Origin of the sequence: Pedobacter zeaxanthinifaciens (genome assembly GCF_003313335.1) — a bacterium.
Taxonomy (GTDB): Bacteria; Bacteroidota; Bacteroidia; order Sphingobacteriales; family Sphingobacteriaceae; genus Pedobacter; species Pedobacter zeaxanthinifaciens.
In genome coordinates, this window is the sequence record NZ_QMHP01000001.1 from 173,476 (window position 1) to 196,812 (window position 23,337).

The window sequence follows — 23,337 nt, forward strand, 5'->3', positions numbered from 1 at the left end:
GTGAAAAAAGTAACATTAAAGCAACTGGCGCAAGAGCTCAATTTGTCCGTATCTACTGTTTCCAGAGCACTTTCGGATGATTATCAGATCAGCCCGGAAACTAAGCAACTGATTAGGGATCATGCCGAAAAAAGGGATTATAAAGTAAACCTTTACGCTAAATCATTACGAGAGGGGAAAACAAGGACAATTGGTGTGGTGGTTTGCAGTATGCGAAAAGCCTTTATGAATCAAATCATCAATGCAATGTATGATTACTGGCATGAAAAGGGCTATCAGCTTTTGGTGTTGCAAAGTAGGGGAGAATATGCAACCGAGCAAAAGTGTATCAAACGTTTATTAGATATGGGCATTGATGGACTGTTGATATCGCCAAGCTTTGACGGCGCTAATGTGGCGTACTTAAACGAGCTGATTAGTAAACGATTACCGATTGTAGTATTTGATAGGGTTGACAGCAAATTAAGAACTACACAGATAACGTCAAATAATTTTTTGGGTGGACAAATCGCTGCAGAGCATTTGGTAGGCCGTTCCTTTACAAAAGTATTGGTAATAGGTATCAAAGATGCGTGGTTAAGTGGGGAGAGAATTAAGGGTTTTTCAGCATATATGGATGCAAAAGATATCAATAACTATCATTCTTTATATATAGAACTTAGCAGTGGCGAACAATTGCTCAAGCAGGTCATCGATACCTTTTCTCATGAAATTCAAATCGATAACTACTCTTCCATCTTTACCACCACAGATACCTTAACGCTAACTGTAATAAGAGCAATGAAGCGTTTAGGCTTAAATGTACCTGTACTTGGATTTTGTAATAGTGAGCTTTCAGACATCATTTATGGTAAATTGATCAGCATCGTACAACCAAGTGACGCCATTGGAAAGTTAGCATCCGAAAAACTATTTGAAGCGATTAAGAAGGAAGTAATGCCAGAAGAGGAGATGATTTTGCTGGATACTAAAATACTAGAAAACTAATTGCTGTAATTTTTTGCGGATGTGTTTTGTTGGCTGATACTGCCGCTATTTAAAATGTGGTGTAAATGCTATTGATCAAAACTGTAAGTGGAAATACGTTTCCTAATGGCGAATGTCTTCCAACTCATTTTGGGGAGGCTGTTCTGTTTGTTTCGTTAAATTTTATAGGAGTTTGATTAGCATATATTTCTGAAAAACTGACTACCCAAACAGCTGGCGAAGTTGCGCCAAATGTGATATAGGCACTATAGACATTGTATTAAAAGTAATGATTTAAAAGTAATTTCTTGAAAGATGTTTCCTCGTCTGTAACTATTTTTGATAGGAATGGAAATGAGGTTAAACTTCCTTTGCTACTGGAAGCGATACGTGAAAAGTTGAGCCAACACCTAGTTCGCTTTCAGCCCATATTTTGCCATCATGCCTTTTGATGATTTCGGCAGATAAATAAAGTCCTATTCCGAAACCGGAGATCTGTTTATTATCCTTATTATCTACCCTGAAAAATCTATCGAACAACTTAGAAAGTACGTCCTTTGCAATTCCTTTTCCTTGGTCGCTAATGCTAAAGTATACATTGCCTTCCGCTTGATTACAGCTTGCCTTTATTATTGTTCCAGCCAGGGAATATTTCATTGCATTTCCAAATAAGTTAGTTAATACTGTTCCTATTTTATCACGGTCGGCATTTAACAAAACTTCGCCATTAGGTTCAAATATAAATTGATGGCCCTGCTGACTGTAGGAACTCACCTCAGCGATAATCTCGCTCATCAGCTCATTGGCATTGAAAGTGCTTTGCTGCAAGTGTATTTTTCCAGAATCCAATCGTGAAACATTTAAAAACCCATTAATTAGGGCACTCATTTTTCCAATCTGATCCAGTAATTTGGACGAAGCATCGGCCGTAAAAACATCTTCGTTTTTTCCCGCTTTCAATTTCATCAGCTGTGCATAGCCTTTCATTGATGTGAGCGGCGTTTTCAATTCGTGACTAACCATTGCAATAAAATCATTTTTACGCTGGTCGTCTTCTTTTTGTTCCGATATATCAAGTATGGTTCCAATGGTACCAGTAACTTCGCCTGTATCGTCTATTTCTACTTTTCCAGTAGTATTTAGCCATTTATACTGGTCGGTTCCCCAAACTTTAATACGATAATCTTCACTAAAAGATCCTTTAGTTTGATTTGCCTTTGCAATAGTCGCTAATACACGTTCTCTGTCCTCTGTTACAATGAGTTCAGCAGCTTCGTAGTAATTAAACTCTACGTCATCAGGTATTCCGTGTATGCGTTTTGCATTATCTGATATATGAAGTTCGCCAGTAAGTATTCTAGCTCTCCAAATCCCCATGCCGGCAGTATCCACCGCTAGTTGAAGTGTTCCTGTAACTTTCTCTAGCGTTTTTCGGGCATTAACCTGCGAACTGATGTCCGAAGCCACAGCCATCATTCCGTTGATTCTACCTTGTTCATCTCTCAGCGGCTCAACGGTGAGGTTAATGTATATGGTTTCCATTTGCCCATATCGTAGCAACTGTACGGGCAGTTCTCCTGATACAAACCGCTCTCCAGTTAAATAGACTTGATCCATCAATTCTCTAAAGCCTTGGTTGTCAAGTTCTGGTAAGGCTTTGAATAAGCTTTTATTAGCTACCTGATCAGCAGTGCGACCCCAATATTCAAGCATCCTAGCATTGGCTAGTTCGATAATATGTTCCGGACCACGATATATAGCAATGGCCACCGGTGCTTCTATAAACAAACTACGTAAATGGGCCTCGGTTTTTCCTCTTGCTGCGCTTATTTTTAACTGTGCCTTAATCTTAGTCAACAGCTCAGCAGCAGAGAAAGGTTTTACCAGGTAGTCATCTGCGCCTGATTCGAGCCCGTCAATTTTCGATTCTTCACCAGCTCTCGCCGAAAGTAGGATTACCGGTGTGTTAAATATTTCTTCCCTTGATCTTAATTCGCGTAGAAATTGCTTGCCATCCATTACTGGCATCATCACATCGCTAATCACTAAAGCTGGCTTTACTTCGGCTACACGCTCTAGCGCTTGCTGGCCATTTTCGGCAGTAAATACCGTAAAATGTGGCGAAAGCAAACGCACCAAGTACTCCCGCATGTCGCGGTTATCATCAACAATTAACAACTTCAGTTCTGTTGCGTCTGTTGTTTGTTCATTTTCTATCGATTGGGCATTTTCATTTTGTCCATTTTCGCTATTGTGCAAAAGGCTTGCTGCTTCATTTAAAAAAGCACCTCGCAAATCCGCTGAACTAGCAATATCAATGGTTTCGAGTATCTGTTCTTTTGGAAGATGTGCTTTACCCAAAGGAATCTCAACCGTGAAAGTACTCCCTACATCTTTTGTGCTTGTTACGCTAATTTTTCCGCCATGTAAATGCACTAATTCATTAACTAGTGAAAGTCCAATTCCGGTGCCTTCGTGTGTACGTCCGGCCGAGTTTTGCACCCTATGAAAACGCTCAAACATGTGAGGAAGCTCTTTCTCAGGGATGCCAACGCCGGTATCAACTACTTGCAATACCAATTGCTGGTCCTTTTGAAACAAACTGACTTTAATGCCGCCTTTTAATGTATATTTGAAAGCATTGGATAAAAGATTCAATACAATCTTTTCCCACATTTGCCTATCAACGTAAGTTTGCCCAGATATTTGTTCGCAATTAACCTCCAATTTCATTTCAGCTTTTTCAATAATCGATCTGAAACTACTAGCTAAATCTGCGGTGAGTTCGGTTAAATTTAAGGGTTGATAACTGGCTTGAATACGTCCAGCTTCAACTCTGCTATAATCTAATAAGTTGTTTACCAGTTTTAAAAGACGAATTGCATTACGATGCGCCGAATCCACAGAGTCACGCAGCGGAGCGGGTAATGATTTTGCCGCTTGCAAATCTTCCAAAGGGCCCAACATTAGCGTTAGCGGCGTTCTAAATTCGTGACTTACATTGCTGAAAAATGCAGTTTTAGATCGGTCGATAGCTGCTAAAGCTTCAGCACGTTTTTGCTCTTGCTCGTAAGCGTACACATTTGAAACTGCGGTATTATAGGTGTTTCCCAACAAATCGTAAAAACCTAGGTAAGCTTGGTCAAGCGCTCTTCTGGAACTAACACCGGCTACTAAAAATCCAAAAGGTATTTCTTGTCCGGGAATGTGGATGGGTATAAGTAGCGCAGTATTCGGCATTTCTGGATAAGGTTCGCAAGAAAAATCTCCAAATCGATCGCCTAAATCACTAATTGCAATGCTCTCTTTGCTTTTAATCAGCTGCTCAAGTGGCCAACTTTTTTCGTTAGGATGGGATAAATCAATTGTTGGCACCGCTAACAGGTGAGCATCGGTTGTGCCAGCACTGCCAATTAAACTTGCTTTTTCTTCAGTAGCATCATATTTGTAAAATAGGATGAAAGGCAGGTCAAATAAAAATTCTTCGTACTTACCTTGTGTTTCTGAAGCAATGTCTTCAATGCTTTTGGCGTTGCCAATTGCTGCACCTAACTCTCTAAGCACTTGCGTACGACGGGCGCTAAGCATTTTATCGGTAGTTTCTGTAATGGGATGGAATATGCCACCAACGCCACCACTTTCATCTCTAATTGGGGCGAAGGAAAAAGTCATGAACGCTTCTTCCAAATAGCCGTAGCGTTGTAAAAACATCCGCTGGTCGTGTATGTATGTGCCTTCGCCTTGCTGGCCGCGGGTAAATTTATCACCAACAACTTCCAAGGCAGATTCCCAGCAGATGCGAAAGTTCATTCCCATTGAATGTGGATGCATGGAACCGCATATCGGTCTGTAACTATCGTTGTAAATTTGAATGGTTTCTGGCCCCCAAGCAATTAAAATAGGAAAGGTAGAAGAAAGACAGAGGCTCACCGAAGTTCTTAAACTCTGGGGCCAAGTTTCTATAGGTCCCAGTGGCGTTTTCGACCAGTCCATCGTTCGGATCAATTTGCCCATTTCCCCTCCGCCGGAGAGGAATTGTTCGGTCGATTCGGTTGCAAGTAAATTCATCGTTTTCCTAAAGAGGTAAATATAGACTTATTTCCGTTAATCAGAGCTAAAGATTGTAGTTGTAACGGTTTTAATGCATGCGTTTTTGTGCAGATAGAAGAATTTTAGTAGAGGTCATTTCGATAGGTGTGGAGTAGCTATTCCGTGTGGATTTTTTTAATAGATGGTTTTTGCGAAATAGTTCATTGAATCAATTAAGGAGACGGTTAAACCATCTCCTCAATGCGGTTTGTTAAATTGTTCTGGTTTTGAAATCGTTAGCAGCCGATCTAGCTTTTTCTATCCATTCAGGTGCTCTATCCTTAATTTCGTCCAGTTTTGTTCTACCCAAAACATCTTTTTTTGTCAAATATTTCACTGCGCCATATACCGCGGCGCCAATGAGTGCTGTTCTTATAATTCCCATATCTATTCTTTTTATTTGTTAACACCTGCAAATGGTTTTAGTTTGATAAACCTTAATTCTCATCCTTAAAATCAAACTTTTCTAAATGGCGGATGTTCAACAATAAAATGGAGTGATGGAAGAAACAAATTTATTTTCGGTGTTAAAAGGCAAAACAGTGGTTGTTACCGGCGCTTCTAGTGGTGTTGGGTTGGCAACTGCCGAAGCATTTTCAAAATATGGTTGCAAATTAGTGCTTGCCGCAAGGGGCGAAGCTGGCTTAGCACTAGCCGAACAACGTTGCACTGCTTTAGGTGCTATGGTGTTAACCGTTGCAACAGATGTTTCTGACTATGTTGCGGTGCAACATTTACTAAGCCATGCTTTGGCTTTTGGCGGTAAAATTGACTACTGGATAAATAATGCGGGAGTTATGGCTAGTGGCCGTTTCGAGGAAATACCCATTGATGTTAGCCATCAGGTAGTGAAAACTAACTTGCTTGGCTATTTGAATTGTGCTCATGCGGTACTTCCAATTTTTAAGCAGCAAGGATTTGGGGTATTGGTAAATAATGTTTCTATAGGTGGTTTTATGCCTGCGCCTTACAGTGCCGTATACTCTGCCACTAAATTTGGTATCAAAGGCATGATGGAGTGTATACAGGGAGAAATTTCAAATGAAGAACATATCCACGTTTGCAATCTCTATCCGCAAATCCAACGCTCTACAGGCAACATGCACTCTGCTAAATATTCAGGTTTGGATTTTAAAGTTCCGCCCTTTGCCGCTGATCCAAAAGACACCGCACAACAATTACTTAAGTTGGCAGTGCATCCAAAAAAAGATAAATTCCCAGACTTTAGTTCGTGGGCAATTAAAACGCTGCATGATTTTTTTCCTAAAGTGATTGTAAATACGGCTTCAGCAGGAATGCGTTTAATGATGAAAATCAAACAGTCGGCTCCAAATAAAGGCAACGTTCTTGAGCCGTCCAACTATCCGCATCGCATATACGGTGAAACGATTATTCCAACGCCTTCTAAAACTACGAAAACAGCATTAGGTTTTGGGGTGCTGCTCGGAGTGGCGTTAGTAGTATTATCAGGCAGAAAAAGCTAACAATGATGTAGATAGCTCCCTTATTTCATTATGATTTACAACTTATTTGTTTAAAATAGCCATCGATTTGCCTACCTTTATCGCTGGTTAATTGACTAGTATTGTTTAGCATTTTACGCTAGTCAATTGCTTGTGTGCTTCATTATTAAATAGAAATCGGTTTGTCGTTGGTAAAACTATGGGAACGCCTGAGAGGGCCTAGTACTGAATTCCCTTTAGAGAAAAGGATATTGAATTCGGGTGGGCTGTTTTCAATGTGTACCTTGCTGATTTTTGTTGTGTATGATTCGTACGTGGTGGTTTTACCAGAACTTGCCATTGCATCTTTCATTGCCTTTTTGCTACAGCTTTTCCTCTATTATCAATCACGCTTTCGTAGGAATTTTGCATTTGCTCGCTATGGCTTCACCGTTTTGAGCTATATCTTCTTAGCTATCAATTATTACTACGGAGCAGGAATTGATGGGCCATTATTGTTTAGCTTCTTCTTAAGTTTAATTGTAATCATTTTTATTCATAGGACGCACCGTTATATTTACTTGCTGCTTCATGTTTTGGTAATTTGGAGCCTGTTGTATTTTGAATACCGCTATGGTGTACCGAAAGTTTACCATAGCCCCGCTGAGCGTTTTTTAGATATTGCCTGCATTATTGCGATCATGCTTTCACTAACCTATATTTTGGTTGGTGGCGTAATCAGAAGCTATAATAAGGAACGCCGTTTAGCTCAAGAAAGGGCAGAAGCGCTCCAACTGCTACATCAAGAAAATAACCGACTTTTCTCTATCATTTCTCACGATTTACGTACCCCGCTCAACAGCATTCAGGGATATTTGGAGCTGCTTAGAAATCATTCTCTTACAGAAATGGATAGAAGCATGTTGGAAGGACAGTTGACGGAACTTACCAACGGCACCTCGGAGTTTTTAGGTAATCTACTAGCTTGGTCAAAATCGCAGTTGGAAGGCACAAAAGTACATTCGCTAACAATTGATCTTACGTCCCTGTTGGATAGTGTGTTGTCGTCCGTTTCGCCAATGGCTGCTAAAAAGCAAGTGCTCATTAAAAAGGAAATTTTGTGTACGCAATTAATTTCCGATTTGGAAATGACTAGGATCGTTTTACGCAATTTGCTTACCAACGCCATTAAGTACAGCAAACCAAATGGAGAAATTGTAATTAAAAGTTGGGAAGAAAAAGAATCTTTCATACTATCCATACAGGATTTTGGAACTGGAATAGCAATCGAGCGACAAAATACCATATTCAAACATCAAGCACAGAGTGTTCCTGGTACAGCTAACGAATCGGGCGTTGGTTTAGGATTGGTATTATGTGCAGATTTTGTTGCCCTGCAAAATGGTAAAATATGGTTTGAGAGCGAATTAGGTGAAGGCACAACGTTTTTCATGGCGTTCCCGCTGAAGTAGTGCTTGCCGTTAATTATGGTTTTCCGCAATCACGATTATTTTCAATCGACACAATTACGGATAATCAATTCAAAAGAACATCTGCAACTAAGGTTCTTTACCTTTTACAAAACGATTATTCTGCTAAGTATTTTCGTTTGTATTCCAGTGGTGTTATACCCGTTACTTTTTTAAAATGTCTGTAAAAATTAGAAACGTTGTTAAATCCACATTGGTAGCAAATCATATTGGTGGGGTGTTTGTCTTCAACAAGTAACCTGCAAGCATGACTTACCCTAATTTCAATTAAAAAATCGTAATAGGTTTTTTTGGTCATCTGTTTAAAGTACCTACAAAATGAAGTTACACTTAAGTTGCTGATAGATGCTACCTCCTGCAAATTGATTTCCTTTTTGAAATTGGTGAGCGTGTAATTGTAAACTTTGTTCAGTCTAATTACATCTGATTCATCTGATTGATATTGTACATGACCTGGATTTAAAACCGTGTAATCATCTGCTTCTGCCAAAAGTTTTAAAATAGAAAGCAGTACAATCAAGCGATCTAAATTCTCGGTATCTTTTGCCTGCAACATCAATTTTGCTAGTTGATCCCTATTTTCTCCCTTTAATAGCATGCCTTTTTTGGCCTTCTCAAAAAGTTTTGGAATGGGGTAAGCTTCCGGTAGGTTCAAAATATCCTTACCTAAGCAATCTGGTAAAAAATGAATTACGATAGCTTCTACCTCGTGGCTAGGGTTGTTCTGGAAATATTCATCACTACAACGCCAGGTGTGCGGCAAGTTTTCCCCTAACAAAATGATTTCTCCCGAAGCAAAATTGCTAATGTTGTTTCCAATAAATCTTACACCTTCTCCGCGTATCACATAGTGCAGTTCCAGTTCTGGGTGGTAATGCCAAATTTTTCCGAAATTCTCTTGAATATCGTGCCTAATGCTAAAAGAATTTTGTAGGCCTACAGGTACTTTATGAAAATGCGGTTTCATAATGGATACAGTATTTGGTTCAAATATTCCTTAATTATAGCTAAATAATTTCGGATAATGCCAAAAACAATGTTTATGATGATAATATCCTATAATAAATTGGCAATAATACGGAACAAACGTCTAACGCCAACCATCATATTTGTAAAACAAACTTATTACAACCAAATATATTTCGTGCTGGGTTAATGCCAAATCGCCAACCCTAAATTGCTTTGGTTTAATATAGTTTCAGGTTTTAAGTTAAACTATGCTCAAACTATTAATATAAACAAATGAATAAAGAGATTTTTCTGGTAGCCAGTGGCGACTTAAGGATTGCGGCTAATCAAAATTGCTGGGAAACTCAGCATCAAATGGAACTTACTTTATCCGAAGTGCTTTCTAACTTAGGTTGCACCATTAAAAGAGCACATGCTTATGATCCAGTAAAAAAGCATGGCTTTATTGATTCCCAGCGCATGGGAATTGAGGTTTTTAAAACTATAGATAAAGATGCGCCACTCATTGTAGCTGAAAGTGTTTGGCAGTATAGCCATCACGTGTTGGCGGGCTTAACTACGCATCGAGGTCCTATTTTAACTTTGGCAAATTTCAGCGGTCAATGGCCGGGTTTAGTGGGGATGTTGAATTTAAATGGTTCTTTAACTAAAGCCAATGTGAAATACAGCAGTCTTTGGAGCGTTGATTTTAAGGATGATTTCTTTTTAAATGGGTTAAAAAGCTGGCTCAATACAGGTGAAATTCAACATCCTGAAACTCACGTTGCATCATTTTCATCAGTAAAAATTCCTTCGTCAGATGAAAAATTAGGTCGTGATTTTGCTGCAAAACTGAAAGATGAAAAGGCAATTATGGGTGTTTTTGATGAAGGTTGTATGGGCATGTTTAACGCCATTGTACCTGACGACTTACTGCACAACACGGGGATTTTCAAGGAACGCCTCAGCCAATCTACATTATATGCAAAGATGCTGACAGTAAGTGATGCCGATGCCCAAAAAGTATTGGACTGGCTGCTGGATAAAGGGATGAAATTTGATTGGGGAACAGATGAGGCTACTGAACTTACGAAAGCGCAAACCTTAACGCAGTGCAAAATGTATGTTGCAGCTTTACGTTTAGCCGATGAATTTGGCTGTGATACAATTGGCATTCAATATCAACAAGGTTTAAAGGATTTGGCTCCGGCTAGCGACTTGGTAGAAGGCCTGCTTAACAACCAAGATAGACCACCAGTTTTTGATGAAAATGGTAAAGAACTTTACGCAGGCGAAGCACTTCCGCATTTTAACGAAGTGGATGAATGTGCTGGAATAGATGGTTTGCTTACGTATAAATTATGGCGCCAGCTTGGTATGGCTGCAGAAAATACGTTACACGATTTGCGCTGGGGCGAAAATTTCAAAAATGAGCAAATTGATGATTTCGTATGGGTTTTTGAAATTTCTGGTGCAGCTCCACCGGCGCATCACGTTGGTGGTTATGCAGGTTCTGATAGTATCCGACAGCCGGCAATGTTTTTTAAACGCGGAGGTGGCTCTTTACGTGGTGTTGCTAAACCAGGTAATTTGGTGTGGAGTAGGGTTTATGTAATTAATAACCAATTGCATTGCGATTTAGGTGTAGGCAAAGCAGTGGCATTACCAAAAGAAGAAACCGAGCGAAGGTGGAACGAAACAAATTATCAGTGGCCAATAATGCATGCTACTTTGGATGGTGTTTCCCGCGACCAAATGATGGCTAGACATAAGGCCAATCACATACAAGTGGTGTACGCTACCGATGAGGCTAGCGCCCACAGGGCCTGTAGAATTAAGGCCGCCGCTTTGGAAGAGCTTGGAATTACCACACATTTTTGCGGTGCGGTAGATGTTGAAGGATCAAAATTCAATTAAATGGATGCTGAAAAATATGTAATTGGTTTAGATTTCGGAACTGATTCGGTGAGGGCTTTATTGGTAGCTACACAAAGCGGAGCCGAAATTGCCTGCGCTGTTAGCTTGTATCAACGATGGGCTCGTGGGGAATACTGTATTGCTCAGCAATCTCAATTTAGGCAGCACCCTTTGGACTATATCGAAGCAATGCAAGACGCTATTGGAAGTTTACTTATTCAAATAGATAAATCTTTGGTAAACAAAATTATAGCTATCACTATCGATACTACAGGTTCAACTCCTTGTGCTGTGGATGAAACTGGTACGCCATTGGCTTTACTGCCGGATTTCGCTACTGATCCTGATGCGATGTTTATCCTATGGAAAGATCATACTGCGCTAAAAGAAGCAGATGAAATCAATGCTTTGGCTAAGCATTGGGAAATTGATTACACTAAGTATTCGGGAGGTTTGTATTCGTCAGAGTGGTTTTGGTCAAAGATACTTCACGTTACTAAAAAAAACACTAAAGTAGCTGCGAAGGCATTTTCTTGGATGGAGCATTGCGACTGGATGCCCGCTTTACTTACCGGAAGTAAGCATGTGTTCAATGTAAAAAGAAGTCGTTGTGCTGCGGGTCATAAATCCATGTGGCATGCTGATTTTAATGGTTTGCCAAGCAAGGAATTTCTTTCGAAACTGCATCCATCTTTGGGGCAACTAAGGGATCGGTTATATCAAGAAACCTATACTGCCGACCAATCCGTTGGTCATTTATCTCAAGAATGGGCATCGAAATTAGGTTTGCCCGCTACGGTTAAAGTTGGTGTTGGCGCTTTAGATGCCCATTTGGGCGCTGTTGGCACAGGGATAGAGGCCTATAGCTTAGTAAAGGTGATGGGTACTTCAACCTGCGATATGGTGGTGGTGCCAGCTGATGAGTTTAGTGGTTTAGTGCATGGCATTTGTGGCCAAGTAGATGGTTCTATCATCCCAAATATGTTGGGTATGGAAGCTGGTCAATCGGCTTTTGGTGATGTATACAGCTGGTTTAAGCAAATTTTGGAATTTCCTACAAAAGAAATTTTAAAGGACATGCTTACCGAAGATCAACTAAAGCAGGCTAGTGAAGCAATTTTGCCTAAATTATCAGCCCGAGCCGCCGAAATTCCTGTAACTGTGGACGATTTGGTGGCTTTGGATTGGGTTAACGGTCGTAGAACTCCAGATGTAGACCTCACCAAAAAAGGGGCTTTATTTGGCTTAACTTTAGGAACCACTGCACCGCACATTTTTAAGGCTTTGGTTGAAGCTACTGCTTTCGGTTCCAAAGCAATAATGGATAGGTTTCTAGCACAGGGTGTTCAAATTAAGCAAGTTATCGCTCTAGGTGGGATCTCAAAAAAATCAGCTTACGTTATGCAAACCTTGGCCGATATATTAAATGTTCCCATTAAAGTAGCCACTAGTGAGCAAGCTTGCGCATTAGGCGCTGCAATGTACGCTGCTGTGATTGGTGGGTGCTATAGCAATATCAAAGAGGCGCAGTTGGCAATGAGTTCTGGTTATGATCAAGTGTATTTGCCTCATTCTGATAAAGTAGCCGTATATCAACAGCTTTATCAACGGTATTTAAAATTAGGAGAGCTGTAATGTTGGCAAAGCTCCAGCATCCGCCGGGGCAATTTGCAACTTACCTAAACTAACAAACTATGATTTGTTTGCGTCTTTTACAGTTGGCTGCTGACGTTTATGTAGCTTTTCATGTTGATGTTCATGTTTACACCCTGTATGCATAAACGTAAAAGAAATCAGCACCACCGTTAGTCTTAAATATTTCATGATATAATTATTGTAAATGCGATATTTATCAGTCTCTTATGAAAACGGATCATGATAAATTAAAGGACGGATTTTTAAGCTAGTTAAGCTTGTACAAATGTAAGCCGCAATTGAGGAGGAGCTTTATTTGTAGATTTTACAAGTGAATATTTGCCTACCATCGCATCTACTAAATAGCGCAAAGTAGTGGAAGATAATGTTGGCGTAATAATCGATGGTGCGAAGTCTAGCCTTACTTCTTTGCTTTTAATGTGCGTAAGGTAATCACATACCGAACAATACTGTGTTTTAGTAATCGATTTTGAGCTGGCAGTTGTTGGATTTACATCGTCCTCATGCGAATGCAGCATTTGCGTTATAGGAATCAATAACAGCAAGATAGTCAGCATGTAGCAGCTTACTTGCCAAATACAGCACTTCACATATGTTGCTTTCGATTCCATTAATGCTACAAAGTTGCAATAAAAATATCGAAACACGAAGTATTTTGTGTCTTTTTATTGAAGTAGATTGTAAATCTTACCATTGCAGAAGTTACAACCTAACTATTTCTTAAAATAGAGCTCAGGAAAAATCTTATTCCTGTTCGGTATTTGCTGATTTTTTCGTGGTGCGTGGCTTGGCAGCCTTTGCTTTAACATCCTGTTCTTCAGGTTTGGTATCATTTGCCACCACTGGCGCTTCAGTTACAGGCTTAGCTGTTTTTTCAATTTCTTTGGCGAAAGAGGAGGCCGCCTTTTCGATTAATTTTTTAAGCTTTCTGTTAGGTTCTGCAAAGGAAGAAATTAAGTTACTTAGGTCGTTAACTAAATTGGCTTTAACAGCTTTTATTGATTTTTTACGATTGGCTTTAAGCTGTGCTTTTTGTTTGTTTTTCTTCATGAAATTGCTTTTTCTGCAAAACTAGGGCATTACGAGGTTAAGTGTATATTATCATTTTGTTAATGTTAACTATTGCTGTTAACATAAAATTGATATAGGTAGCTGCCTAGCTATAAAACTAGTTTCTTCAGTATTTAACTAACGCAATAATGATATCAATCACTTTTTGGTGTGACCAAACAAAAGAAAAAAAGTGGGCTACATCAATATTTTTGGCGAAAACTATAATTCATTTATGCCGCACAAATTTCACATTCCAGTTTTAGGTTTAGGTTTTTCGATAGATACACCCTTAAAAGTAGCCCGTTACGGCATTTCGTCTGTGGTTTCTATCGTTGATGATGAGCTAACGGAAAGGATGCGCAAATATCATTCAAAGCTGAATGGTATTACTTATAGCGCAATAGAAAAAAAGGAGAAGCAGTTCAGGACCAAACGTATCACGGCTTATTTGAATCTTTTACATGATTTGATTGACGAACAATTTGAAGACCTCAAGCAACAAGATTTTATTGAAGGTAATGATATTTGCAGGTATTTCGAATTGCTACCTATGGCCTCACAACTCAGGCAGGGATACGAATTGATGATGGAGTACCCGGAAGGTGAAAGCAAAAAGATATTTCAGCAACTATTACGTTCCAAAATGGTAAAAGGTAGTATTGATGTAAATATCATGGCAAAAGTAGATAAGCTGAACTTTGCCAAAGGGGAATACCTTGGAGATGATCAAACTGATGCGCTTGCAGCTTTAAAAGGATTTGCCGAAAGCAAGCTTAATGGTGCTGTGGTGCTATCTGCAGGCATGAACCCAAAATTGTATGCCTTTATTGAAAGATTTAAAGCTTTTTATCCTAATGATAAAGCTGAGTTCGATAAGCGTATTATACTTAAAGTCAGTGATTTTAGGTCTGCATTAATTCAATCTAAGTTTCTTGCAAAAAAAGGGCTTTGGGTGTCCGAATTTCGTATCGAATCAGGTTTAAATTGTGGTGGTCATGCCTTTGCTACGGATGGTTTTTTACTGGGGCCAATATTGGAGGATTTTAAATTCAATCGTTTAGCGATGCAAAAGGAGCTTTTCGAGTTATACCAAAATGCGCTAAAACAAAAGCAATTGGACGTAAAGCAAGCTCCGCATCAAAAAATAACCGTGCAAGGCGGAATTGGTACGGCGGAGGAAAATGAGTTTTTACTTCAACGTTATCAACTGGATGCTACCGGATGGGGTAGTCCGTTTTTATTAGTGCCTGAAGTTACCAATGTGGATGAACAAACGCTTAATCAGTTGGCTAAGGCTACGCAGGACGACTACTATTTGAGCAATTCATCTCCGCTAGGTGTGCTTTTTAATAATTTTAAGCATGCAAGTATGGAGAAACTTAGGCTAAAACGTATTGCAGAGGGCAAGCCCGGTAGTCCATGCACTAAAAAATATTTATGCAATAACACTGAATTTACCACTGAGCCCATCTGTACCGCCTCCAAAAAATACCAACAATTAAAAATCAATCAGTTACTTTCCTTCAATTTAAGTTCGGAAGAATACCAAGAACGATTTGATCAAATTACTGAGAAAGTGTGCTTATGCGAAGGTTTGTGCACCTCTACTTACATTAAAACACATCAACTCAAACAAAAAGAAAGTACCGCGGTAGCGATTTGTCCAGGGCCAAACTTGGCTTTCTTTAACGGTATCTATTCATTAGACGAAATGGTGAATCATATCTATGGCAATGCCAATTTATTGGAACACATCGATCGTCCACATCTTTTTATTAATGAATTAAACCTATATATCGATTATTTAAATGATCAAGTTAAAATTTATTTAAAAGAGGTTAATGATAAGAAAATTAAATATTTGAATTCATTTAAGCAACAACTTGAAAATGGCGTAAGCTATTATAAAAATTTGTTTACCGACTGGCCAAATACTGATTTATTAACACAATTGTTTGGAGCAGAACAACGACTTCAGAATATCAAGATTTAATGTTTTTTATAATGGCTTTTGTAAAATACTTAACTTGCCATGGTAAGTTGCACATCATTAAGTTGTATCCGCAGATGGTAACTCACACTTTTAAACTAGGAGCTGAATAAATTTATCTGATTGATGGAAAGAGCCAAACTGTTAAATGCTATTATCGAAAACGCTATAGACGGAATTATCACTATTGACGAGTTCGGTATTATTGAACATATTAACCCATCGGCTTTGACATTATTTGGCTATGATAGAGAAGAGTTGATCGGTAAAAACGTGTCAGCATTGATGCCACAGCCAGATCAGCAGCGACATGACCAATACATCGCCAATTACAGGCACAGCGGAAATGCTCATATTATTGGCATAGGCAGGGAGGTGCAGGGGCAACGTAAAGATGGTTCTATCTTTCCTTTCAGATTGGGTGTAAGTGAGGTGAAATTTTCTGATCGGAGAATATTTACGGGCTTTATTCACGATTTAAGTAGGCAGAAAGAAGATGAGCTTAAGATTAAAAGCTACACCGAAGAACTGGAGCAAAAAATCAAAGAGCGTACGCAGGACTTGATTCGTTCCATCAATGAACTGGAAACAGCCAAGGAACACGTGAGTGCTTTATTTGAAAAAGAAAAAGAACTTAATCAGTTGAAAACGAGGTTTGTATCTATGGCTTCTCACGAGTTCAGAACTCCGCTAAGTTCAATCCAACTTTCGGCCTCGCTAATTGATAAGTACAGCTCCAAAAATGATGAAGCAGGTGTAAATAAGCATACTTCAAAAATTAAAAATGCCATCAACAACCTCACCACTATTCTCAATGATTTCCTTTCATTGGAAAAATTGGAGGCCGGCAAAGTTGAACCAGCTGCAAATTGGTTCGATATGATTTCTTTTGCGGAGGAGATTGTGGAGGAAATGCAATTGATCAGCAAGCAAAATCAGCTGATTGTGTACGAACACAAAGGCACAAGCGCACAGGTTTTTTTGGATCATAACCTCTTGAAAAACTGTATCATCAATTTAATTTCCAATGCAATAAAGTATTCTGGAGAAAATACCATGATCCAGTTTAACAGCATTTTAACCGCTCAGGAACTTACCATCGAAGTAAAGGATAATGGCATTGGAATACCGGAAATTGATAAGGCGAATTTGTTTGAGCCATTTTTTAGGGCGCACAACACGGGAGATATTCCCGGTACGGGACTGGGCCTAAATATCGTAAAACGTTACGTAGGGCTTATGAACGGTACGGTAAGTTGCCAAACCGAACAAAATAAAGGAACCACATTTACCTTGAATTTTAGTTTTAACCATTAGCAATTAACGCATGAAAAAGGTTTTAGTAATTGAAGATAACGACGATATAAGAGAAGGTACGGTAGAGGTTTTAGAACTTGCAGGCTATGAAGCCATCGCTGCAAAAAATGGAAAATTAGGGGTGGAGTTGGCTTTAAGTTCATCTCCGGATATCATTTTATGTGATATTATGATGCCAGAATTGGATGGTTACGGTGTGCTTTATCTGTTGAGCAAAAATCCAAAATTAGCAAGCATTCCTTTTATATTTATGACTGCAAAAGCGGAAAGAGCCGACATGCGCAAGGGTATGGAAATGGGCGCTGATGATTATTTAACTAAGCCTTTTGACGATTTAGAGCTTTTTAATGCGATAGAAAGTAGGCTGAAGAAGAAAAATCAGACTGTAGGTTTTAAAGCAACTCCTAAAGATATACAGAGCATTTTCGCAGAACTAAAACAAAAAGGTAAGCAGCGACATTTTGCCTCCAAACAAGTGATTTATGTAGAAAATGATGAGCCTAATTATCTTTACTTCGTTAAAAGTGGTCAGGTAAAAACTTATCGTAGGTTTAAGGATGGTAGGGAACTGTCGTCGAATATTTTTAAGGACGGAGATTTTTTTGGTTATGAAAGTTTGTGCTGTGGTGTTGCCTATGCTGATAATGCCGCCACGTTAGCCGATACTGAACTACTTCTCATTCCTAAGGTTGATTTTATGGATGCACTATTTAACCATCAGGAAATGGCTACGGCCTTCATCGAGTTGTTATCTGGAAATATTCGCTTTAAGGAAGATCAAATGCTGAAGTTGGCTTACTTTTCGGTACGCAAAAGGGTGGCAGAGGCTTTGGTACAGCTTGGTAGAAAGTTTACTAAGACTGGGGAAGACAGTTGTACTTTAAAGATATCTAGGGATGATTTAGCTGCATTTGTGGGCACTGCCAGCGAAACGGTAAGCAGAATGTTAGCTGATTTCAAAGAGGAAAAACTGATTGAGAAACATGGTAACGCAATCTACATTGTATCAATTGATAAGCTTAGTAAAATTAAGCAGTAGTTGTTTAGTTTAGTCCGGAAGTCTGGAAGTCTGGAAGTCCGGAAGTCCGAAAAGTCCGAAAGTCCGGAAGTTCAGTGCTGCCTTTGTATCGCTATGATTAAGATTTTAATGCTGTTTAAAATAAGAAGCGCTCAAATTTGATTGCTGACAAATCAGAGCGCTTGCTAATTAATTTCCCGTTGATACTTCGCCAGGGCGTGTACTTTGCGTTCCACTATCTGTTGAAGCTGCGATGAGCTTGGCTGCCATAGCCCGTTGGTGTTGTACATTAGGCAAGCTTGCATCCGCAAAATTCTTTAATTCTACGGTCTTTAAATGCGAACCTTCTTTAAATACAGTAGTAAATGTCGCTAACATTTGATTGATTTTCTGCAAACTTTGTTGATCTAAAGTTGGCGATGAAAGCTCCTTCAATGCACTTAATTCTTTTTGTTGAGCTTCTGATAGTTTTCTCTGCATCAATAAACCCTCACTTTTTGCCATTTTTTCTACACTGCTCACTATTGCTTGATAGTTTGTTCCAAGTTGATCGCCAAACTTCCTAAGTTCGCTGTTTTTGCTTTGAGCGGTAATAGCTGCCAAATCAACCATGTATAAACTGTGCGAGTAGCTTGACAAAATGAAAGACTTTTCTCGTCCATCCATATCAACCTCTGCGGTATTTACCTTGGCTTTTGTGCTGGCATCAATAACTGAATCCGATGCTTCCGAAGAAGATTGGTCATAAGATCTTTCTGCAGGAGTGCAGGAAGCAATTGCTAGGCAACTCGTGAGTGCCAAAACTGTAAATCTGCTAAAATATTTCATAACGGCTGTCATTTATTAATAAACTTATAACCATTTAAATCTCTTTTAGTTGAATAAATCTGAACTTTTATTAACAATTGAGGAAAAAGCAAAATTTTAAAACAAACGATGCCAGTTTGCGATTAATTAGACATGAAAAAACATCCTCACGCTTTAGCATTAACGCTTTTATGTGTAATGCTTTCTTTTGTAATCTATTCCTGCGGTAATAAGAATGCTGAATTTGCTAAGTTGACATCAAAATCTACCGGTAATAAAGTTTTTAAACAAATGGATCCCGAAGTGCTCGCTGAAAAAATTAAAACGAAGCAGCAGTCCATGAAAAAAAACTTCCGCAACCCTAAGTTTATGCAGGCTTACTACGAGCAACAGGAGTTCCAGCCGGTAATGTTGCAAAAGGTATTCGCCGAAAAACAAATGGATAGCCTAATGGCAGTTTTAGATAGCGTTGGCAATCATGGTTTATCGCCTAACATGTTTAATGCTGCTAAAATTCACGCTTTATACAGCGATATGAAAGACAATAAAAAGATAGCGACTGTAGAACAGGCTTACGCTTCTGTAGCGGAGTTAGAGCTTTTGTTGGCAGCGGCTGTAAGCGATTATAGTGATGTGATGCAGTTTGGAGCAATTAGTCCGAGGAGAATTTATGCGCAGTATTACACGGAAACTAAGCGCCCGGATGAGAAAAGTTTTACAGCTACGCTTGATGCAAAAGATACGAAAGCATATCTGGATAGTATTCAGCCTAAAGCAGAACCATATTTGGCTATGCAACGTGAGCTAAAGCGTTTATCAACCGAAACAAGTGCTGCTAATGAAGAAGCGAAAAGAATTTTAATAGTAAATTTGGAACGTATGCGCTGGCAAAATAAGCCAAGCGGCGATAAATATGTTCTGGTAAATATTCCTGATTTTACGTTGGATGTAATGGAAAAAGGAAAATCTGCTTTAAAAATGAAAGTTTGTGTAGGAGAGGGACGAAATAAAGATTATGCCGATAAATTGGTCGAATACGATGAGAGTGGTGTGAAGAAAGACAGGCCATTTAACAGAGAAACGCCACAGCTTAATAGTTTAATTCATAGTGTGCAAGTTAATCCAGTGTGGAATATTCCGCAGAGCATTGCCTCCAACGAAATTTCAAAATACGCAGCAGCGGATCCTTATTATCTTTCCAATAACAACATCGATGTTTATCAAGATGGAAAAATCGTGGATGATCCAGAAACTATTGATTGGTCGGAAGATGGTGCTGCGAAAAAATACAGTTTCAAACAGCGCCCAGGAGATGACAACTCGTTAGGTAAGATTAAGTTTCTTTTCAACAACCAAAGCAGTGTTTACTTACACGATACGCCAGCTAAGAAAGCCTTTAATTTGCAGGTGAGGGCAGTAAGTCATGGTTGCGTACGCGTAGAAGAGCCAATGAAACTAGCACAAGCGCTTTTTGGAAATGGAAATCAGTATCAAACTATCCAAAATGCAATGCAAACAGGACAACCGCAAGCTAAAGATATTGCCCTGCCAAACAAAGTTCCGGTGTATTTAACTTACAACACGTGTTGGTTAGATGAGAGCGGGAAACTGCAGTACCGCAAAGATGTATACGGTTTGGATATTGTATTGTACACGCATTTGCAACGATTGGGCTAACATTTGCTAACCCAATCGCTTACGGTTAATCAAAATTGTTAACCTGCATTTGATCGTTAGCAAAACTGGCAGCTAAAGTTTCATTAAGATATTTAGAATGGTATTTTTCATCTGTTTTGTTGATGAAAAGTACCGTTTTATCTTCAATAGTCTGGATCACTTTATCGGCTACTTCGGGTGCTACTGCAGGGCAACCTTGGCTGCGACCTAATCTGCCTAACGCTTTAATGGTACCTTCACTAACGTAAGCAGCACCATGTACTACAATGGACCTACTACGGGCGTTGGAGTTAAAGCCCTCATCTAAACCATCTAATTTTAAAGATTTGCCGTGTACACCGTTGTAAACTTCTCCGGTTAGGTAAAATCCTAAACTACTTGAAAATGAATTGTTAATGTTAGAAAATGCATTAGCCTCATCACCACCACTGTTTTGCCCGTGTGCTACCCAAGTGTTTAATAGCAACGTTTTGTGTTGCAAATCAATAATATAAAGTCTTTTTCTGGTGCTCAACTGGTCAAAATCCGCAATCGTTAAAATAGACTTATGAGGCACCAAGCCCAACTGCCTTAAGTTGTAGAAACCTGTAAGTGCTTTCTCAAATACTGATAATGCCAGCCCCTTTTCCTTCAAATTTAAGTCGGTGTACAAGCTATTGATGTGCGTATTATAAACGCTATCTGCAGAAATAACCGTACCAATAACCTTATTAGCTGGAGGTGCCATTTCAGTTTTACTAGTGGCCGATAAAAAAAAGAAAATTGTAATGCCTAAAAAGCCTAATCCTAAAAGTGATTTCTTCACGTTGTTCCTTATAATGATTAGGTAATATATTGGGCTATAGGCTAAGGGGGTTTAAATTATATCTTACAAAGATAAGTCTAATACTCGTTTTCGGAGTAATTACTTTTGGATTGTTGCCTAAAAATGACATTAGTGTTTGATGTTAATAACCTTTAATTGTATTTCAATTTAAATGCTGTACATTGCCTTACGAAGTGTTGCTTTTATCGTGAAACTTCGAAAACAATATCATAACTTAAATGTTATGATGTCAGACACTTATGAAGCAGAAGCGAATATTGATTATTGAAGACGATCCGGATATATTGGAAATCTTGGACATCATCTTTGTAGAAGACGGCTATGAGGTAATTACTAACTCAAAAGGCCTTAAGACCGATGAAATAGCGGTTATTAACCCCGATTTAATTTTACTCGACGTAAGAATTAGCGGCTTCGAAAAAACCGGAGCGCAACTTTGTGCGGAATTAAAATCGTTGCCTCAAACCAAAGGCATGCCTGTTGTGTTATTATCAGCCGAAAGGGATTTGGCACGATTGGCAGAAGAAGCGCATGCTGATGCGATGGTGAATAAACCATTTGATATTGAGCATTTGTTACTCACAGCAAAGCAATTAGTGAAAGCCTAGCGTTAAATTCAAACACTTAAAAAAATAAAATTTAGCACAACTATCTGAATTATGAACGTGGATTATGAAAAAATAGAGCGTTTTTTTATAACGCATCTAGATATGATTTACTGTACAAAATCCCACTTAATCGTACATTTACCTGAATTATTAGAAAAAGCCCACTATCCGGAATTGAAGACTTCTATTTTGCAAACGTTAGATAACGTACAAACGGAGATGTCTAAAATGGAGGTGATTTACGCCTTGCTGGACTCAGCTTACACAGAAGCAAACGCAAAAGGTGTAAAGGGTTACATAGCTGACACATTTGCCACCATTGCCGAGCAGGGACAGGATAAGGAATTGAGGGATCTCTCTATTCTCTTTTACCTTCAAAATGTTGAAAGCTTGGAGATGGCTACTTTCCAAACGCTTCAAATGGCGGCTATAAAGCTTAAAAATAGGCAAGTAGTAACGCTATTAAAAGAAAACTATGAGGAAGCTAAGGCTAACCGAACTTCACTGTTGTTGGTAGTGAGTAAGTATATTACATCGGGAGAAGAATAGAGGCCAATTAAAATTCGCCTTTTACGCTACTGCTCAAATCGAACATTAACCATTGCCGGCTTTGTACAAGCTGGCTTTTGTTTTTTATCAGGTTTAAAAAGTCTTTTACGCCCACTGGTTCATTTCCATTGCCGTGTATTAAAACAATGCTGCCATTTTTAGGCTGATTGCCTTTGGCTAACCAAGCATCGCTGCCTATGGGCAATAAGCCCAAGGTGGTAATTTGTTTCACAATGGCGCTATCCGAAACCAAGCCTGGAAACCTGAAAAATATAGAGGGTATCATGCCTTTCTCTAACAGCAATTGCTCTAATTTCAATACCTCGTTATGGATATTGGTACCTGGTTTTAATAGGAAGTTTTCGGTTAATGGAACTTTTGGATCGTAATAGTGGCTGTAAGTATGGTTAATCCATGTCACTTTGATAAGTTGCTTTTGCTGCAGCTCATTAATCCATTGTATGTCATTTTCATGTTGTAGCAAAAATTTTCCGGCTATAGATAAACCAATGGGCACTGGCTTTTCGATACTAGCGAAGGAGCTAATTAGTGCATTAAAAATACTTCGGTCCAAAGGTTTATGCGATGGACATAAATCAACAGTTAAAGTAATTCCTTTTTCCGCCGGATATCCGTGAGTAATACCAGCATCTTGTATTAAAAAAGACTGATTCTCAACATCAATTAAAGCTTTTATAAATGGTGTATTTGGATAGGTATATTTTAACTGCTGCCAATAACTTGAGCTAAATTTAACGTTAGCCGAATCTAAAATTGTAGTGTTGAGCGTGTTTACATCAACCGCAAGGAATTTTGTTTTGCCTTGTTGCCTAAATTTCCTCAACAAGATAAAATCGCTTTTAGCAAATGACGCTTTGCCGATAAAAACGCTATAGTTCTGAATGGCTACTTGTGCATCGCTCTGTTGAGCAAAGCAAAAAAAACTCATAAGGCATAATAACAGTTTTCTCATTGCATTCATTG

General features: G+C 39.0%; 19 protein-coding genes. 11 read left to right on the plus strand and 8 right to left on the minus strand.

Features of this window, described 5'->3' with window-relative positions:
• Positions 1 to 987 carry a LacI family DNA-binding transcriptional regulator gene (locus DUT68_RS00705; protein WP_113634825.1) on the plus strand — a complete coding sequence of 329 codons (987 nt, stop codon included), beginning with the start codon at positions 1 to 3 and terminating at the stop codon, positions 985 to 987.
• A 339-nt stretch (positions 988 to 1,326) separates the two neighbouring features.
• Here DUT68_RS00705 and DUT68_RS00710 read toward each other — a convergent pair whose 3' ends face one another.
• Positions 1,327 to 5,034, minus strand: a complete 3,708-nt coding sequence (locus tag DUT68_RS00710) for an ATP-binding protein (RefSeq protein WP_113634827.1) — start codon at positions 5,032 to 5,034, stop codon at positions 1,327 to 1,329.
• A 232-nt stretch (positions 5,035 to 5,266) separates the two neighbouring features.
• On the minus strand, positions 5,267 to 5,440 hold the full coding sequence (locus tag DUT68_RS00715) for a YtxH domain-containing protein (RefSeq protein WP_113634829.1): 174 nt from the start codon (positions 5,438 to 5,440) through the stop codon (positions 5,267 to 5,269).
• Positions 5,441 to 5,555: 115 nt separating this feature from the next.
• Here DUT68_RS00715 and DUT68_RS00720 point away from each other — a divergent pair, with 115 nt between their 5' ends.
• The gene (locus DUT68_RS00720; protein WP_113634831.1) at positions 5,556 to 6,539 is read left to right on the plus strand and encodes an SDR family NAD(P)-dependent oxidoreductase; all 984 of its coding nucleotides are present in this window, start codon (positions 5,556 to 5,558) and stop codon (positions 6,537 to 6,539) included.
• Positions 6,540 to 6,700: 161 nt separating this feature from the next.
• On the plus strand, positions 6,701 to 7,969 hold the full coding sequence (locus DUT68_RS00725; RefSeq protein WP_157960743.1) for a sensor histidine kinase: 1,269 nt from the start codon (positions 6,701 to 6,703) through the stop codon (positions 7,967 to 7,969).
• 115 nt (positions 7,970 to 8,084) lie between these two features.
• Here the strand turns inward: DUT68_RS00725 and DUT68_RS00730 are convergent, their stop codons facing one another.
• Complete coding sequence (locus DUT68_RS00730; protein WP_113634834.1) at positions 8,085 to 8,954, minus strand: AraC family transcriptional regulator; 870 nt, start codon at positions 8,952 to 8,954, stop codon at positions 8,085 to 8,087.
• A 275-nt stretch (positions 8,955 to 9,229) separates the two neighbouring features.
• On the opposite strand from DUT68_RS00730, the gene DUT68_RS00735 reads away from it, so the two are divergent.
• Together DUT68_RS00735 and DUT68_RS00740 are read left to right on the plus strand one after the other, a co-directional pair.
• Complete coding sequence (locus DUT68_RS00735) at positions 9,230 to 10,852, plus strand: fucose isomerase (RefSeq protein ID WP_113634836.1); 1,623 nt, start codon at positions 9,230 to 9,232, stop codon at positions 10,850 to 10,852.
• Positions 10,853 to 12,487, plus strand: a complete 1,635-nt coding sequence (locus tag DUT68_RS00740) for a ribulokinase (protein WP_113634838.1) — start codon at positions 10,853 to 10,855, stop codon at positions 12,485 to 12,487.
• A gap of 272 nt (positions 12,488 to 12,759) precedes the next feature.
• Here DUT68_RS00740 and DUT68_RS00745 read toward each other — a convergent pair whose 3' ends face one another.
• Positions 12,760 to 13,119, minus strand: coding sequence for a hypothetical protein (locus tag DUT68_RS00745; RefSeq protein ID WP_113634839.1), 360 nt, complete (start codon positions 13,117 to 13,119; stop codon positions 12,760 to 12,762).
• A gap of 133 nt (positions 13,120 to 13,252) precedes the next feature.
• Entirely contained in the window at positions 13,253 to 13,558 is a 306-nt protein-coding gene (locus tag DUT68_RS00750; protein WP_113634841.1) for a hypothetical protein, read from the minus strand.
• A 235-nt stretch (positions 13,559 to 13,793) separates the two neighbouring features.
• Here DUT68_RS00750 and DUT68_RS00755 point away from each other — a divergent pair, with 235 nt between their 5' ends.
• From DUT68_RS00755 to DUT68_RS00765, 3 genes are all read left to right on the plus strand, one after another.
• Positions 13,794 to 15,554 (plus strand): hypothetical protein, encoded by a 1,761-nt coding sequence (locus tag DUT68_RS00755; RefSeq protein ID WP_113635444.1) that lies wholly within the window; start codon positions 13,794 to 13,796, stop codon positions 15,552 to 15,554.
• A 123-nt stretch (positions 15,555 to 15,677) separates the two neighbouring features.
• Positions 15,678 to 16,868: a PAS domain-containing sensor histidine kinase gene (locus DUT68_RS00760; protein WP_113634842.1), complete on the plus strand. Its 1,191-nt coding sequence runs from the start codon at positions 15,678 to 15,680 to the stop codon at positions 16,866 to 16,868.
• 10 nt (positions 16,869 to 16,878) lie between these two features.
• Positions 16,879 to 17,907 (plus strand): response regulator, encoded by a 1,029-nt coding sequence (locus DUT68_RS00765; protein ID WP_113634844.1) that lies wholly within the window; start codon positions 16,879 to 16,881, stop codon positions 17,905 to 17,907.
• A gap of 168 nt (positions 17,908 to 18,075) precedes the next feature.
• On the opposite strand, the gene DUT68_RS00770 is transcribed toward DUT68_RS00765, so the two are convergent.
• The gene (locus DUT68_RS00770; RefSeq protein WP_157960745.1) at positions 18,076 to 18,714 is read right to left on the minus strand and encodes a DUF4142 domain-containing protein; all 639 of its coding nucleotides are present in this window, start codon (positions 18,712 to 18,714) and stop codon (positions 18,076 to 18,078) included.
• A 132-nt stretch (positions 18,715 to 18,846) separates the two neighbouring features.
• Between DUT68_RS00770 and DUT68_RS00775 the strand changes: the two genes are divergently transcribed.
• Positions 18,847 to 20,370 carry a L,D-transpeptidase family protein gene (locus DUT68_RS00775; protein WP_113634847.1) on the plus strand — a complete coding sequence of 508 codons (1,524 nt, stop codon included), beginning with the start codon at positions 18,847 to 18,849 and terminating at the stop codon, positions 20,368 to 20,370.
• 25 nt (positions 20,371 to 20,395) lie between these two features.
• On the opposite strand, the gene DUT68_RS00780 is transcribed toward DUT68_RS00775, so the two are convergent.
• A complete protein-coding gene (locus DUT68_RS00780; protein WP_237088225.1) occupies positions 20,396 to 21,175 on the minus strand; it encodes a murein L,D-transpeptidase catalytic domain family protein in 780 nt (259 codons plus the stop codon).
• A gap of 260 nt (positions 21,176 to 21,435) precedes the next feature.
• Here DUT68_RS00780 and DUT68_RS00785 point away from each other — a divergent pair, with 260 nt between their 5' ends.
• Positions 21,436 to 21,804, plus strand: a complete 369-nt coding sequence (locus DUT68_RS00785; RefSeq protein ID WP_113634849.1) for a response regulator — start codon at positions 21,436 to 21,438, stop codon at positions 21,802 to 21,804.
• Positions 21,805 to 21,855: 51 nt separating this feature from the next.
• The gene (locus DUT68_RS00790; protein WP_113634851.1) at positions 21,856 to 22,353 is read left to right on the plus strand and encodes a DUF892 family protein; all 498 of its coding nucleotides are present in this window, start codon (positions 21,856 to 21,858) and stop codon (positions 22,351 to 22,353) included.
• Between the two features lie 7 nt (positions 22,354 to 22,360).
• On the opposite strand, the gene DUT68_RS00795 is transcribed toward DUT68_RS00790, so the two are convergent.
• On the minus strand, positions 22,361 to 23,302 hold the full coding sequence (locus tag DUT68_RS00795; protein ID WP_157960746.1) for a polysaccharide deacetylase family protein: 942 nt from the start codon (positions 23,300 to 23,302) through the stop codon (positions 22,361 to 22,363).
• Between the last annotated feature and the right edge of the window lie 35 nt (positions 23,303 to 23,337).

Bases quoted from the DNA above. Each gene is read 5' to 3' on its own strand.
- DUT68_RS00730 (WP_113634834.1), bottom strand. From the start codon at position 8,954: ATGAAACCGCATTTTCATAAAGTACCTGTAGGCCTACAAAATTCTTTT.
- DUT68_RS00775 (WP_113634847.1), top strand. From the start codon at position 18,847: ATGAAAAAACATCCTCACGCTTTAGCATTAACGCTTTTATGTGTAATG.
- DUT68_RS00715 (WP_113634829.1), bottom strand. From the start codon at position 5,440: ATGGGAATTATAAGAACAGCACTCATTGGCGCCGCGGTATATGGCGCA.
- DUT68_RS00720 (WP_113634831.1), top strand. From the start codon at position 5,556: ATGGAAGAAACAAATTTATTTTCGGTGTTAAAAGGCAAAACAGTGGTT.
- DUT68_RS00735 (WP_113634836.1), top strand. From the start codon at position 9,230: ATGAATAAAGAGATTTTTCTGGTAGCCAGTGGCGACTTAAGGATTGCG.
- DUT68_RS00790 (WP_113634851.1), top strand. From the start codon at position 21,856: ATGAACGTGGATTATGAAAAAATAGAGCGTTTTTTTATAACGCATCTA.
- DUT68_RS00795 (WP_157960746.1), bottom strand. From the start codon at position 23,302: ATGAGTTTTTTTTGCTTTGCTCAACAGAGCGATGCACAAGTAGCCATT.
- DUT68_RS00755 (WP_113635444.1), top strand. From the start codon at position 13,794: ATGCCGCACAAATTTCACATTCCAGTTTTAGGTTTAGGTTTTTCGATA.
- DUT68_RS00710 (WP_113634827.1), bottom strand. From the start codon at position 5,034: ATGAATTTACTTGCAACCGAATCGACCGAACAATTCCTCTCCGGCGGA.
- DUT68_RS00740 (WP_113634838.1), top strand. From the start codon at position 10,853: ATGGATGCTGAAAAATATGTAATTGGTTTAGATTTCGGAACTGATTCG.
- DUT68_RS00745 (WP_113634839.1), bottom strand. From the start codon at position 13,119: ATGGAATCGAAAGCAACATATGTGAAGTGCTGTATTTGGCAAGTAAGC.
- DUT68_RS00760 (WP_113634842.1), top strand. From the start codon at position 15,678: ATGGAAAGAGCCAAACTGTTAAATGCTATTATCGAAAACGCTATAGAC.
- DUT68_RS00750 (WP_113634841.1), bottom strand. From the start codon at position 13,558: ATGAAGAAAAACAAACAAAAAGCACAGCTTAAAGCCAATCGTAAAAAA.
- DUT68_RS00770 (WP_157960745.1), bottom strand. From the start codon at position 18,714: ATGAAATATTTTAGCAGATTTACAGTTTTGGCACTCACGAGTTGCCTA.
- DUT68_RS00785 (WP_113634849.1), top strand. From the start codon at position 21,436: ATGAAGCAGAAGCGAATATTGATTATTGAAGACGATCCGGATATATTG.
- DUT68_RS00765 (WP_113634844.1), top strand. From the start codon at position 16,879: ATGAAAAAGGTTTTAGTAATTGAAGATAACGACGATATAAGAGAAGGT.